This is a genomic window from Salmonella sp. SAL4457 (assembly GCF_046548235.1).
GTDB lineage: Bacteria > Pseudomonadota > Gammaproteobacteria > Enterobacterales > Enterobacteriaceae > Salmonella > Salmonella enterica.
In genome coordinates this window covers 1-12,953 of sequence record NZ_JBGDZO010000015.1, presented here as the reverse complement: position 1 = coordinate 12,953, position 12,953 = coordinate 1, and the positions used below count along the sequence as shown (strand labels likewise).

At 48.9% G+C, this 12,953-nt stretch carries 13 protein-coding genes and 3 other RNA genes; 11 read left to right on the top strand and 5 right to left on the bottom strand.

Annotated features, from left to right (window positions below; all coding sequences use genetic code 11):
• The first annotated feature begins 6 nt into the window (after nt 1-6).
• From ACLJNW_RS22920 to pnuC, 5 genes are all read left to right on the top strand, one after another.
• Nucleotides 7-174, top strand: a non-coding RNA gene (locus ACLJNW_RS22920) — RtT sRNA.
• A 29-nt stretch (nt 175-203) separates the two neighbouring features.
• Nucleotides 204-329, top strand: a non-coding RNA gene (locus ACLJNW_RS22915) — RtT sRNA.
• A 29-nt stretch (nt 330-358) separates the two neighbouring features.
• Nucleotides 359-484, top strand: a non-coding RNA gene (locus tag ACLJNW_RS22910) — RtT sRNA.
• Nucleotides 485-778: 294 nt separating this feature from the next.
• Nucleotides 779-1,822: a quinolinate synthase NadA gene (gene nadA / locus ACLJNW_RS22905; RefSeq protein WP_000115347.1), complete on the top strand. Its 1,044-nt coding sequence runs from the start codon at nt 779-781 to the stop codon at nt 1,820-1,822.
• A 24-nt stretch (nt 1,823-1,846) separates the two neighbouring features.
• A complete protein-coding gene (pnuC, locus tag ACLJNW_RS22900) occupies nt 1,847-2,566 on the top strand; it encodes a nicotinamide riboside transporter PnuC (RefSeq protein ID WP_000345371.1) in 720 nt (239 codons plus the stop codon).
• Here the strand turns inward: pnuC and zitB are convergent.
• Nucleotides 2,563-3,501, bottom strand: coding sequence for a CDF family zinc transporter ZitB (zitB, locus tag ACLJNW_RS22895; protein ID WP_000951250.1), 939 nt, complete (start codon nt 3,499-3,501; stop codon nt 2,563-2,565). The genes pnuC and zitB overlap by 4 nt on opposite strands.
• A gap of 110 nt (nt 3,502-3,611) precedes the next feature.
• Nucleotides 3,612-3,998 (bottom strand): YbgS-like family protein, encoded by a 387-nt coding sequence (locus tag ACLJNW_RS22890; protein WP_000784380.1) that lies wholly within the window; start codon nt 3,996-3,998, stop codon nt 3,612-3,614.
• Nucleotides 3,999-4,317: 319 nt separating this feature from the next.
• On the opposite strand from ACLJNW_RS22890, the gene aroG reads away from it, so the two are divergent.
• Nucleotides 4,318-5,370, top strand: a complete 1,053-nt coding sequence (aroG, locus tag ACLJNW_RS22885) for a 3-deoxy-7-phosphoheptulonate synthase AroG (RefSeq protein ID WP_001109234.1) — start codon at nt 4,318-4,320, stop codon at nt 5,368-5,370.
• A 93-nt stretch (nt 5,371-5,463) separates the two neighbouring features.
• Here aroG and ACLJNW_RS22880 read toward each other — a convergent pair whose 3' ends face one another.
• Both ACLJNW_RS22880 and ACLJNW_RS22875 read right to left on the bottom strand, forming a co-directional pair.
• A complete protein-coding gene (locus ACLJNW_RS22880; RefSeq protein ID WP_000970374.1) occupies nt 5,464-6,009 on the bottom strand; it encodes a FumA C-terminus/TtdB family hydratase beta subunit in 546 nt (181 codons plus the stop codon).
• A gap of 14 nt (nt 6,010-6,023) precedes the next feature.
• Nucleotides 6,024-6,869: a fumarate hydratase gene (locus tag ACLJNW_RS22875; RefSeq protein ID WP_000086831.1), complete on the bottom strand. Its 846-nt coding sequence runs from the start codon at nt 6,867-6,869 to the stop codon at nt 6,024-6,026.
• Between the two features lie 129 nt (nt 6,870-6,998).
• On the opposite strand from ACLJNW_RS22875, the gene ACLJNW_RS22870 reads away from it, so the two are divergent.
• Entirely contained in the window at nt 6,999-7,889 is an 891-nt protein-coding gene (locus ACLJNW_RS22870) for a LysR family transcriptional regulator (RefSeq protein WP_000405927.1), read from the top strand.
• Here ACLJNW_RS22870 and ACLJNW_RS22865 read toward each other — a convergent pair whose 3' ends face one another.
• Nucleotides 7,890-8,873 carry a LysR family transcriptional regulator gene (locus tag ACLJNW_RS22865; RefSeq protein ID WP_000282119.1) on the bottom strand — a complete coding sequence of 328 codons (984 nt, stop codon included), beginning with the start codon at nt 8,871-8,873 and terminating at the stop codon, nt 7,890-7,892.
• A gap of 222 nt (nt 8,874-9,095) precedes the next feature.
• On the opposite strand from ACLJNW_RS22865, the gene ACLJNW_RS22860 reads away from it, so the two are divergent.
• From ACLJNW_RS22860 to ACLJNW_RS22845, 4 genes are all read left to right on the top strand, one after another.
• Nucleotides 9,096-10,364: an SLC13 family permease gene (locus ACLJNW_RS22860; RefSeq protein ID WP_023204669.1), complete on the top strand. Its 1,269-nt coding sequence runs from the start codon at nt 9,096-9,098 to the stop codon at nt 10,362-10,364.
• A gap of 49 nt (nt 10,365-10,413) precedes the next feature.
• The gene (locus ACLJNW_RS22855; RefSeq protein WP_001670696.1) at nt 10,414-10,659 is read left to right on the top strand and encodes an oxaloacetate decarboxylase subunit gamma; all 246 of its coding nucleotides are present in this window, start codon (nt 10,414-10,416) and stop codon (nt 10,657-10,659) included.
• A 15-nt stretch (nt 10,660-10,674) separates the two neighbouring features.
• The gene (gene oadA, locus ACLJNW_RS22850) at nt 10,675-12,462 is read left to right on the top strand and encodes a sodium-extruding oxaloacetate decarboxylase subunit alpha (RefSeq protein WP_410961061.1); all 1,788 of its coding nucleotides are present in this window, start codon (nt 10,675-10,677) and stop codon (nt 12,460-12,462) included.
• Nucleotides 12,463-12,474: 12 nt separating this feature from the next.
• Nucleotides 12,475-12,953: sodium ion-translocating decarboxylase subunit beta (locus ACLJNW_RS22845; protein WP_038989265.1), on the top strand; the 479-nt coding region annotated here is incomplete at its 3' end.

Here is a 12,953-nt window from a genome sequence, read left to right as displayed (position 1 = left end):
GGTCGTTAGCTCAGTTGGTAGAGCAGTTGACTTTTAATCAATTGGTCGCAGGTTCGAATCCTGCACGACCCACCAATTTAACATCAAACTCAGATGTTGAACGTGAAGGATAACGTTGCGTCAGCAACGGCCCGTAGGGCGAGGCGAAGCCGAGTCATCCTGCACGACCCACCAATGTAAAAAAGCGCCCTAAAGGCGCTTTTTTGCTATCTGCGATATGGAAGATTCGAACCTGCCGCAGGTTCGGGTCTCACGTAGTGAGACAACGGAGCCGCTTGCGGCGACGGCCCGAAGGGCGAGCAAAGCGAGTCATCCTGCACGACCCACCAATGTAAAAAAGCGCCCTAAAGGCGCTTTTTTGCTATCTGCGATTTATAAGATTCGAACCTGCCGCAGGTCCGGGTCTCACGCAGTGAGACAACGGAGCCGTTTACGGCGACGGCCCGAAGGGCGAGCGAAGCGAGTCATCCTGCACGACCCACCAATGTAAAAGAGGGCGCTGGCGGCGCCTTTTTGCTATCTGCAATATGGAAGATTCGAACCTGTCGCAGGTTCGGGTCTTGCCTGATGCGCTGCGCTTATCAGGCCTACAGACGGCACCGCTCACGTAGGCCAGATAAGACGTTACGCCGCCATCAGATACGGGGCTACGTAATTATTGTGACTTTCCTTATTGAATCAGCTATCTTGTTTAGCATATAAAACAAATTAACCGATTGTGGCGTTTATTACGCTTTCATTCGGTTGTTTCGTTAAGTCAGTAAAACGAGAAGCCACGATGAGCGTAATGTTTGACCCACAAGCCGCAATCTACCCGTTCCCGCCGAAACCAACGCCGTTGAACGACGACGAAAAGCAATTTTATCGTGAGAAAATCAAGCGGTTGCTCAAAGAGCGCAATGCCGTCATGGTGGCGCACTACTACACCGATCCGGAAATTCAACAGTTAGCAGAAGAAACCGGCGGCTGTATTTCCGACTCACTGGAAATGGCCCGTTTCGGCACGAAGCACGCCGCATCCACGCTGCTGGTAGCGGGCGTACGGTTTATGGGGGAAACCGCCAAAATCCTCAGCCCGGAAAAGACCATTCTTATGCCTACCCTGGCGGCGGAATGTTCGCTGGATTTAGGCTGCCCAATAGACGAATTTAGCGCTTTTTGTGATGCGCACCCTGACAGAACCGTAGTGGTCTATGCTAACACCTCGGCTGCTGTTAAAGCGCGTGCGGACTGGGTTGTGACCTCCAGTATCGCCGTAGAACTGATTGAGCATCTGGATAGTTTGGGGGAAAAAATTATCTGGGCGCCGGACAGACACCTGGGGAATTACGTGCAAAAACAGACCGGGGCCGATGTACTGTGCTGGCAAGGAGCGTGTATCGTGCATGACGAGTTTAAAACTCAGGCGTTGACCCGTTTAAAAAAAATCTATCCCGATGCCGCTCTTCTGGTTCACCCTGAATCGCCGCAGTCCATTGTCGAGATGGCCGATGCGGTGGGCTCCACCAGTCAGCTTATTAAGGCGGCAAAAACGCTGCCGCACAGACAGCTTATCGTGGCGACCGATCGCGGCATCTTCTACAAAATGCAGCAGGCGGTGCCTGAAAAAGAACTGCTTGAAGCGCCCACGGCTGGCGAGGGGGCGACCTGCCGTAGCTGCGCGCACTGTCCGTGGATGGCGATGAATGGCCTGAAAGCCATTGCTGAAGGGCTGGAGCAGGGAGGCGCGGCGCATGAAATACAGGTTGATGCGGCGCTACGCGAGGGCGCATTACTGCCGCTCAACCGGATGCTGGATTTTGCGGCTACACTTCGGGCGTAAAGACGGAAATCTTTGGGGGAGAGAATGGATTTTTTTAGTACGCACAACATACTGATTCATATTCCGATTGGCGCTGGCGGGTACGATCTCTCGTGGATCGAAGCGGTAGGAACCATCGCCGGCCTGCTCTGTATTTGGCTTGCCAGTCTGGAGAAGATCAGCAACTACTTTTTTGGACTGGTTAACGTCACCCTGTTTGCGATTATTTTCTTTCAGATCCAGCTTTATGCCAGCCTGTTGCTGCAACTCTTTTTCTTTGCCGCCAATATTTATGGCTGGTATGCGTGGTCGCGGCAAACAAAGGATAATCAAGCCGAGCTTAAAATCCGCTGGCTGCCGTTGCCAAAAGCAATGGCATGGCTGGCGATATGTGTGATAGTTATCGGTTTGATGACGCGATATATCGATCCCGTATTCGCCGTCCTGACGCGCGTGGCCGTCGCCATTATGCAGATGCTGGGGTTACAGGTGACAATGCCTGTACTGCAACCGGACGCTTTCCCGTTCTGGGACTCTTGCATGATGGTGCTGTCTATCGCGGCGATGATTCTGATGACACGCAAATATGTCGAAAACTGGCTCCTGTGGGTGATAATCAACGTAATCAGTGTGGTGATTTTTGCTTTGCAGGGCGTCTATGCGATGTCGCTGGAATATCTGATCCTGACATTTATCGCCGTGAACGGTAGTCGCCTGTGGATAAACAGCGCGCGGGAGCGAGGATCGCGCGCGCTTTCCCGTTAATGGTGATGAACATGCCCGGATGGCGTCTGATTCAGATGACAGTCCGGGCCGTGACACACTTGATACTCCATCTGAATCGTAGCGTGCGCAATATGGTATTCGTGCATCAGGAAATCCTGGATACGTTCCAGCAGCGCATCATGGTCGTGTGGCGGAATGACCTGAGCGTGCAATGTCATGACCGGTTTTTCGCCGACCATCCAGACATGCACATGGTGTACGTTGCGGACTTCGGGGATTTCCCGGCTTAAATGGCGCTGTAAGGCATTAATATCCAGTGAAACCGGCGCGCCTTCCAGCAATTCGTTGACGCTATCTTTTAACAAACGCCAGGCGCTGCGTAGTACCAGTACCGAAACCAGAATAGAGAGAATCGGGTCCGCTGGCGTCCAGCCCGTCCAGATAATGATCAACGCGGCGACTATTGCGCCGACGGAACCCAGCAAATCGCCCATCACATGTAGCGCGGCAGCGCGCACGTTCAGGTTTTTTTCATCGCTTCCCCGATGGAGTATCCAGAACGCAAACAGGTTCGCCAGCAGACCCGCAACCGCAATCACCATCATCAGATTGCCCGCCACCGGACGTGGCGTGTAAAAGCGCTCTATCGCTTCCCAGACAATGAGAAGGGTAATGACCACCAACGCAATGGCATTCACAAAAGCCGCCAGTGTGGTGAGTCTTAGCCAGCCAAAAGTGTGGCGAACAGTCGGGGGACGACGGGAAAATTGAACCGCCAGCAGCGCAAAGAGAAGGGCCGCCGCGTCGGTGAGCATATGTCCCGCATCCGCCAACAACGCCAGAGAGCCGGAGAGTATCCCGCCCACCACCTCAAGGAGCATAAATCCGGCAGTGACGATAAAGGCGAAAAGCAGGCGACGAGCATTATTATCTTTCGGCAGGTGTGAATCGGCATGAGAGTGTGAGTGCGCCATAACGTCATTCCTTTGTTATTCTCATCAATACTGTAGACATCATACTGATTTTTCGCTGACAAAATAAAAAGGAGAGCGAAAGCTCTCCCGTTATCAGACTTTTTTCTGCATTACTGTGTGGTACCGTCGGTTTTGGTATTCACGTCATTATTGACGCCATTACCGGTTTCCACTTTTTTATTAATATCCGGGCAGCGACCATCTTTACACATGGTATTTTTATGCTCTTCATCCTTGGTCATTCCGTCATGATTCATGGTTGAACCGTCTGGATGCTGCATCGTGCTGTTAGTGTTGCCGTTGGTATTGATGTCGTTGTTATTCACATCATTCGGCGCCACATTCTGGCGGGCGTCCGGGGCAACCTGACCGGCATTTGCCGCCGAGTTCGCCTGGCCATTACTGGATTGCGCGTTAGATTCAGCAGCTAACGCTGCGCCGCTGGCAAGGCCGAGGGTAGCGGTGAGTAAAAGCGTAGTCAGTTTTGTCATTTTCATGAGATGCTCCTGTTATGGTGGATATGTCGGATAACCTCTTCCAACAGTGCACGTGTCAGTCAAATCCTCAAATAAGGGATAAAAAACGTTCGCCGCCGCGGGTTAACGCAGCAGAGAATCTTGCAATAATTCATAAACAGAGTGGTTACAGTTAAAAAGTGTAGGTTAGATCCCATTTTTCGCTACATTTGTGCGTTTTTTTCCTGAATTCCAGGATTATTCCGTTCAAAGTGTAAAAGCCCGTTTACACTATTTAATTGAAGAGATAGATTGGAGGGATTGCATTCATTGGGATAAGTACGGCAACACTGGAATAAACATGAATTATCAGAACGACGATTTACGCATTAAAGAAATCAACGAGTTATTACCTCCGGTCGCGCTGCTGGAAAAGTTTCCCGCCACGGAAAATGCAGCAAATACCGTTGCTCACGCGCGCAAAGCCATCCATAAAATTCTCAAAGGCAATGACGATCGTCTGCTGGTGGTGATCGGTCCTTGTTCAATTCATGATCCGGCAGCGGCGAAAGAGTATGCCGCCCGTTTGCTGGCGCTACGCGATGAGCTTCAAGGCGAGCTTGAAATTGTCATGCGCGTCTATTTTGAGAAACCGCGTACCACCGTCGGCTGGAAAGGGCTGATTAACGATCCGCATATGGATAACAGCTTCCAGATTAACGACGGTCTGCGTATTGCGCGCAAACTGCTGCTGGATATTAACGACAGCGGCCTGCCTGCCGCCGGCGAATTCCTCGATATGATCACGCCGCAATATCTGGCCGATCTGATGAGCTGGGGCGCCATTGGCGCGCGGACTACTGAATCCCAGGTTCATCGCGAACTGGCGTCTGGCCTCTCTTGTCCGGTCGGTTTTAAAAATGGTACTGATGGCACGATTAAAGTCGCCATTGACGCCATCAACGCCGCCGGCGCGCCGCATTGCTTCCTCTCCGTCACTAAATGGGGTCATTCGGCGATTGTGAATACCAGCGGCAACGGCGACTGCCATATCATTCTGCGCGGCGGTAAAGCGCCAAACTATAGCGCGCAGCATGTTGCTGAGGTGAAAGAAGGCCTCACCAAAGCGGGACTGACGCCGCAGGTCATGATCGATTTCAGCCATGCCAACTCCTGTAAGCAATTTCAAAAGCAGATGGAGGTTTGCGCCGATGTCTGTCAGCAGATAGCGGGCGGTGAAAAAGCGATTATTGGCGTGATGGTAGAGAGTCATCTGGTAGAAGGAAACCAGAGTCTGGAAAGCGGTCAGCCGCTGACCTACGGTAAAAGCATTACTGACGCCTGTATTGGCTGGGAAGATACCGATGCGCTGCTTCGTCAGTTGTCGGCAGCGGTAAAAGCCCGTCGCGGCTAAGTTTATTTTCTTTCCTGTGGTGAAGTGCAGGATAGAAAACATATCGGTCCGGTAACAGCCTACCGGACCGATATTGCCAATATTAATGTATTATTATTTGGCGTACTTGGGTACTTCCTGCTTCTGGAGAGTATTTCCTTCCGAATCAATTCCTACAATGACTCTATAGCGGTCAAAATATAACTTCTTAATGGATTCTGTTCCTAATTCTTCGTAGGCAACAATTTCTACTGATTTAACATGTTTTGTATTAATTGCAGACGCTCCTCCAATCCCGAGTAGCGAAACCCCACCGTATTTTTTACAAAGCTCAGCGACATAATCAGCACGATCGCCTTTGCCAAGAAACGCAGTTGCCCCTTGTTGAAACATCATTTCTACAAATGGGTCCATACGCGCGGCCGTTGTAGGACCGTTGGAGCCAATAGGTAAACCAGGTCTGGCAGGGCAGGGGCCAGCATAGTAAATCGTTTGGTTTTGAAAATCGACCGGTGATTTTTCTCCGTTACTAAGCGCTACTTCGATTTTTTTATGCGCGGCGTCACGGCAGGTGTAAGCAAATCCAGTGAGAAATAATATATCGCCGACCTTAAGAGTTTTCGCTTTCTCTTTAGTCAATGGTAATGTTAATTCCATCATAGCTTCTCCAGGTATTAAATGATTTCACTAGCGTGGCGGCTTGCATTACATTGGAAATTGATTGCGACTGGCAGTGCAGTGATATGGCAAGGATAGTAATCGACATGCACGCCTAACGCCGTAATACGCCCGCCCATACCTAAAGGGCCGATCCCTGTATTATTCACGGCCTCTAATAATTCAGCTTCGAGCTGGGCATAAAGTGGTTTAGCATTGAACTCACCAAGAGGGCGTAATAATGCTTTCTTCGCCATCCACGAACAGTGATCCATTGTACCGCCAACGCCGATACCAATAATATAAGGAGGGCATGGATTGCCTCCTACACGACGGACAGTTTCCAGAACAAAATCTTTTATACCATCAATACCATCGCCGGGAAGCAATGTTTTAAAAGTTCCCATATTTTCGCTACCGCCGCCCTTTGGCATAACGGTAATTGTCACTCGGTCACCATCAACAATTTCAGTATGTAAAATTGCAGGAGTATTATCATTAGTATTAATACGTTCTAATGGATCTGCAACCATGGATTTTCTTAAGTATCCATTTTCATAGCCCTGGCGAACACCCTGGTTCACCTGATCTTTAAGCGGCTTACCTTCCCAGCATACATGTTGTCCAATTTCCATTATAACGATACAAGTGCCGGTATCATGGCAGCATGCAAGTTGTTCTTTTTTTGCATACTCTCCATTATCAATTAATATCTTAATGGTTTCCTTGCCGATCTTTGACTCTTCTTTATCATATGCTTTACGAAAAGAACACATGAGATTATCATCCAGTTCATAACAAGCTTTTTTTACAAGTTTTTCGATAACCGGAATGATAATTTCTGTATTTAATATACGACTCATACTCCCTCCAGTGCTATGTTGCATTGTTTTATCCATTGATCACATTTTCATGATATTCGTATTCATTGTAGGAAGGAAATATGTTATTTTTATTAAATGATAAATTTTATTTATAGTAGTGGAAAATAGATGGAAATTAGACAATTAGAATATTTTGTAAGCGCTTCTTTGTTAGGTAACTTAACCAGAGTTGCTGAGCGGCATTTTGTTTCTCAACCTAATATCACCATTGCTATTAAGAAGTTAGAGACTGAATTAGGGGTGACATTATTTGATAGAAAGAAAAATAAACTTGTCCTTACTGAGGAGGGCATGTTTTTCTTACAAAAAATTGAACCTATCCTTATTGCGTTAAAAAATAGCGTAGCGGAAATGAAAGATTATCGTAATGAAAATGGTGGTATAGTAACTTTGGGGATCCCACCGATGATAAGTTTGTTTCTTTTTTCACCGCTCTTCAAGCATTTCCGAGAGATTTATCCAGAGATGGAACTCTCTCTTGTTGAAGAGGGGACTTTTGGTTTACATGATAAACTTTCTGCTGGAGAGCTGGATCTTGCTATTGTTATTATTAATGACTGTCCAAAAGAATTAGTTACGGTACCATTAATGACTCAGCAGCACGTGGTATGTATGTCAGATAAACATCCCCTGGCAAAAAAGGATAGTATCGATTGGGAAGATCTACAATATGAGCCATTGATACTAATGAAAAAAGATTCCTGGCATAGAAAAACGATTATTGAAGAATGTACAAAGCGAGGAATTCATACACATATTTTTCTATCATCAAACAGGGTTCAAACCAACATAGATCTGGTTGCTAAAAATGAAGGAATTTCTTTCATTTTGGACGCTGTCGATCTTAAAGCCGAAAAAGTAATAACCAAGGCCATGACTGAGCCGACTTATGTTACGATTGGTTTGGCCTGGAAGAAAGATAAATATTTATCATATGCAACCAGAGCGTTAATTAAATTCATTGAGGATTATATTAAAGAACATTTTACAATTAAATAATTATATTTGTTCTTCAACAAAAATTTCCCATAGCTCTTCGGCATCTGGAGGCATTCTCTTGGCTGGTCTATAAAGTCTTATTTCTATGGGTACCCATAAATTGCTTTCTTTTTCCGCTGCAGTAACAATAGTTTTAGCCTCTATATCTTGCCTGGCAAGGCTTTGAGGTATCCAGGCAACACCATCGCCAGATCTGACCATTGCCAATAGTGTTGCTGCCAGATCGGCCACAAAGGCAACATTTATATTATGGGTAATTCTGTTAATAGACGCTGTATTTGCTATTATTCTTCCCAGACCTGATTGTGATGAAAAAGAAAGGTAAGGGAATTGAATCTTATTATTTATATTCCACAACGGTTTTAACGTTTCTGAGTCTGGTTTACTGAATGGAATTAATGTATCAAACCCAAGACGAATGCTCATAAAGTTATTTTTATTTAAATTTAGATGCATATGTGGGTGATGGTGACACAGCAAAAATTGTGAATCTCCCTGCCGCATCATTTTTTCACACGCATTCAATGAGTCAGATAAAAGACGAAATGAACCAAATTTTGCAATTTTATCACTTTGCTTTAACAAGTGCGGTACAAAAGAGAAAGACAAAGCATGCGTTGCTGAAAAAACAAGACTAGGTTGTTTATTACCTGCGGCCTCAAGGGTATCACTTTTCAATGTGTACAAGGAGTGGATCAGTTCGGGAAGCTGGTCTGTAAATACTTCTCCGGCCTTGGTAAGGGTGACTCCCCGTTTACTTCTTTCAAAAAGGGGCGTACCCACCCATTCTTCGAGAGATTGTATCCGACGACTAAATGCGGGTTGAGTCACATATCTTGAGGCAGACGCTTTTGAGAAATTCAACGTTTCTTTTAGAGCCAGACAGTCTTCGAGCCATGTTAGTTCGAGGTGATGCCGATATTGCATAAGCTGCAACCTTATTAGCATTGGATGAGTTTCATTTATATAAGTAGCATTATACACAGACAGATTTTAAGAGGAAATTATTTGATTAAACAGAAACAAAAGCAGTAAGAATATGTTATGCCTTTGTCGGGTAAGTGTTGTTATTTATGTGAGTGTATTCTTTCTCAATAGAAATTAATTAGATGTAATTTTAGTATAACATGTGATTTATGCTTGTTGCAGTTGTATTCATGACTGTAATGAGTTGTTTTTGTACCCTAATAATATAAGGACGTATACATGTCACCAGCGATTATTACTTTGTTGGTTTTAGTGGTTGCAATAATTATCTTTGTTAGCGATCGTCTTCCTATGGGATTAGTTGCATTTATGGTCCCAATGGCACTTTATTTTACCGGTGTTATCGATGCTAAGGATATTTTTGCTTCAATCGTAAATGCGAATGTTATTCTTATCGTCGCCATGTGTGTACTCGGTGCGGCATTTTTTAAAACAGGTTTGGCATGGCAATCAAGTAAAATTTTACTAAAATATGCTAAAACAGAAAGAAGCCTTAGTGTATTGATTTTTCTTATTGGTGGAGTTATGTCTGCCTTTGTTTCTAATAGCGGAACAGTTGCTGTGCTAATTCCTATTGTTTTAGGTATTGCCGCCAGTAGTCAGATTAAGCCTATTAAACTTCTTATGCCTCTGGTTTTTGGGGCAACAATCGGTGCTGACATTTCTATTATCGGTTCGCCAGGAAATCTGATTGCTAAAAATACTATTGAAACTTTTAGTAAGGGAAGTCTGTCGGTGCCATTTTTCGAATACGCTAAAATTGGTATTCCTTTGCTGATTGCATGCTCTATATTTCTCTATTTCTTCGGTTCAAAACTCATCGCAGATCGTGATGGAAATACACAATCTGATTCTCAAATGGATTATAGCCAAATTCCGGCCTGGCATAGAAATTTAACTTTAGCCGTTTTTATTCTGTCTATCGCTGGAATGGTGGCAACTGATTATATTAAGTTTCTGCCTCCAATGCATATTATTGCATGTTGTTCGGCTATTGTTCTTGTATTCGCTGGCGTTTTAACACAAAAGGAAACTTTTAATTCTTTTGAAACGCTAACTGTTTTCATGCTTGCGTTTATGATGCCTTTAGGTGCCGCGCTTAATTCTACTGGTGCTGGAGAAATGATTGCCAATGCCGTTATTTCAGTAACCGGAGATTCTGGCGTTATGATTATTATGGCGTCATTGTGGATACTTACATGGGCTTTGACTCAAGTAATGAGTAACACTGCAGCATGTACGTTGTTATGCCCGGTAGGATGGACTATCGCACAGTCTATTGGCGCAGACCCTCGTGCAGTTGTTATTGCTGTTTTTATTGCGAGTAGTGTTGCTGTTTGTACCCCAATGGCTATTCCAGCAAACTCAATGATTATTGGCCCGGGGAATGTTAAATTTAAAGATTTCTTAAAACCCGGATTGGCGATTAGTTTGGTTTGTTTTATCGTTAGTATGATTTTACTACCGGTATTTTATCCATTCTATTAATGCCTGATATTACTTTTCTATTTTAGATTATTAAATTTGAGACTTTATTATGAATAGTTCGGTGCTATTAGGTGAAGGCTTCACTCTGATGTTCCTCGGCATGGGGTTCGTGCTGGCGTTTCTGTTCCTGCTGATTTTCGCCATCCGCGGCATGTCCGCCGCCGTCAACCGTTTCTTCCCTGAACCGGCTCCGGCGCCAAAACTGGCACCTGCCGCCGCCGCGCCCGTGGACGACTTCACCCGCTTAAAGCCGGTGATTGCCGCCGCCATTCACCATCACCGCCTTAACGCTTAATTCCCGGAGGGATCCATGACTATTGCCATTACCGACGTCGTCCTGCGTGACGCCCACCAGTCCCTTTTCGCCACCCGCCTGCGCCTTGACGATATGCTGCCGATTGCCGCCCAGCTTGACGATGTCGGCTACGGGTCGCTGGAGTGCTGGGGCGGCGCCACCTTTGACGCCTGTATCCGCTTTCTCGGCGAAGACCCGTGGCTGCGCCTGCGCGAGCTTAAAAAGGCCATGCCGAAAACCCCGCTGCAGATGCTGCTGCGCGGCCAGAACCTGCTCGGTTATCGCCATTACGCCGATGACGTGGTGGAACGCTTCGTTGAGCGGGCAGTGAAAAACGGCATGGACGTGTTCCGCGTCTTCGATGCCATGAACGACCCGCGCAATATGAAAGCCGCCCTGCAGGCGGTGCGCAGCCACGGCGCACACGCCCAGGGCACGCTCTCCTACACCACCAGCCCGGCGCACACCCTGCAGACCTGGCTGGATTTAACGGAGCAACTGCTGGAAACCGGCGTTGACTCGATTGCCATCAAGGATATGTCCGGCATTCTCACGCCGATGGCGGCGTATGAGCTGGTCAGCGAAATCAAAAAACGCTATGACGTGCGCCTGCACCTGCACCTGCACCTGCACCTGCACTGCCATGCCACCACCGGGATGGCGGAGATGGCCCTGCTGAAGGCTATCGAGGCGGGTGTTGACGGCGTGGACACGGCGATTTCCTCCATGAGCGCCACCTACGGCCACCCGGCCACCGAAGCGCTGGTGGCGACGTTGGCAGGTACTGAGCACGACACCGGGCTGGATATCCTGAAGCTGGAAAATATCGCCGCGTACTTCCGCGAGGTGCGCAAAAAGTACCACGCCTTTGAAGGCCAGCTGAAGGGCTACGACAGCCGTATTCTGGTGGCCCAGGTACCGGGCGGAATGCTCACCAACCTCGAAAGCCAGCTGAAGCAGCAGAACGCGGCGGACAAACTCGACCAGGTGCTGGCGGAAATCCCCCGCGTGCGCGAGGACCTCGGCTTTATCCCGCTGGTGACCCCCACCTCGCAGATTGTCGGCACCCAGGCGGTGCTCAACGTCCTGACCGGCGAACGCTACAAAACCATTGCCAAAGAAACCGCCGGTATTCTGAAAGGCGAATACGGCCACACCCCGGTGCCGGTGAATGCCGGGTTACAGGCCCGCGTGCTGGAAGGGGGCGCTCCGGTGACCTGCCGCCCGGCGGACCTGCTGAAGCCGGAACTGGCTGAACTGGAAGCCGACGTCAGGCGCCAGGCGCAGGAGAAGGGCATCACTCTGGCGGGAAACGCCATTGACGACGTGCTCACCGTGGCGCTGTTCCCGCAGATTGGCCTCAAATTCCTTGAGAACCGCCATAACCCGGCGGCGTTTGAGCCGGTGCCGCAGGCGGAAGCCGCGCAGCCGGTGGCAAAAGCAGAGAAGCCTGCCGCCTCCGGTATCTACACCGTGGAAGTGGAAGGCAAAGCCTTTGTGGTGAAGGTCAGCGACGGCGGCGATATCAGCCAGCTCACTGCTGCCACCCCGTCTTCCGCACCGGTTCAGGCTGCCGCCCCGGCAGGCGCCGGCACCCCGGTCACCGCGCCGCTGGCGGGCAATATCTGGAAAGTCATCGCCACAGAAGGCCAGACGGTGGCCGAAGGCGATGTGCTGCTGATTCTGGAAGCCATGAAGATGGAAACTGAAATCCGCGCCGCGCAGGCCGGGACGGTACGCGGTATCGCGGTGAAGTCCGGCGATGCGGTCTCCGTCGGCGACACCCTGATGACGCTGGCGTAACGGAGAACTGAAATGGAAAGTCTGAACGCCCTGCTTCAGGGCATGGGGCTGATGCACCTTGGCGCAGGCCAGGCCATCATGCTGCTGGTGAGCCTGCTGCTGCTGTGGCTGGCGATAGCGAAGAAGTTCGAGCCGCTGCTGCTGCTGCCGATTGGCTTCGGCGGGCTGCTCTCCAACATCCCGGAAGCGGGCATGGCGCTGACCGCGCTGGAGAGCCTGCTGGCCCACCACGACGCCGGGCAGCTGGCGGTGATTGCCGCGAAGCTTAACTGCGCGCCGGACGTGCACGCCATCAAGGAGGCGTTAGCGCTGGCGCTGCCGTCGGTGCAGGGCCAGATGGAAAATCTGGCGGTGGACATGGGCTACACGCCGGGGGTGCTGGCGTTGTTCTACAAAGTGGCGATTGGCTCCGGTGTCGCGCCGCTGGTCATCTTTATGGGCGTGGGCGCGATGACCGACTTCGGCCCGCTGCTGGCCAACCCGCGCACCCT

Excerpts from the sequence above, each read along its gene's own strand:
- ACLJNW_RS22860 (WP_023204669.1), top strand. The coding sequence starts at position 9,096 with ATGTCACCAGCGATTATTACTTTGTTGGTTTTAGTGGTTGCAATAATT.
- aroG (WP_001109234.1), top strand. The coding sequence starts at position 4,318 with ATGAATTATCAGAACGACGATTTACGCATTAAAGAAATCAACGAGTTA.
- ACLJNW_RS22875 (WP_000086831.1), bottom strand. The coding sequence starts at position 6,869 with ATGAGTCGTATATTAAATACAGAAATTATCATTCCGGTTATCGAAAAA.
- nadA (WP_000115347.1), top strand. The coding sequence starts at position 779 with ATGAGCGTAATGTTTGACCCACAAGCCGCAATCTACCCGTTCCCGCCG.
- ACLJNW_RS22870 (WP_000405927.1), top strand. The coding sequence starts at position 6,999 with ATGGAAATTAGACAATTAGAATATTTTGTAAGCGCTTCTTTGTTAGGT.
- ACLJNW_RS22890 (WP_000784380.1), bottom strand. The coding sequence starts at position 3,998 with ATGAAAATGACAAAACTGACTACGCTTTTACTCACCGCTACCCTCGGC.
- zitB (WP_000951250.1), bottom strand. The coding sequence starts at position 3,501 with ATGGCGCACTCACACTCTCATGCCGATTCACACCTGCCGAAAGATAAT.
- pnuC (WP_000345371.1), top strand. The coding sequence starts at position 1,847 with ATGGATTTTTTTAGTACGCACAACATACTGATTCATATTCCGATTGGC.
- ACLJNW_RS22880 (WP_000970374.1), bottom strand. The coding sequence starts at position 6,009 with ATGATGGAATTAACATTACCATTGACTAAAGAGAAAGCGAAAACTCTT.
- oadA (WP_410961061.1), top strand. The coding sequence starts at position 10,675 with ATGACTATTGCCATTACCGACGTCGTCCTGCGTGACGCCCACCAGTCC.
- ACLJNW_RS22855 (WP_001670696.1), top strand. The coding sequence starts at position 10,414 with ATGAATAGTTCGGTGCTATTAGGTGAAGGCTTCACTCTGATGTTCCTC.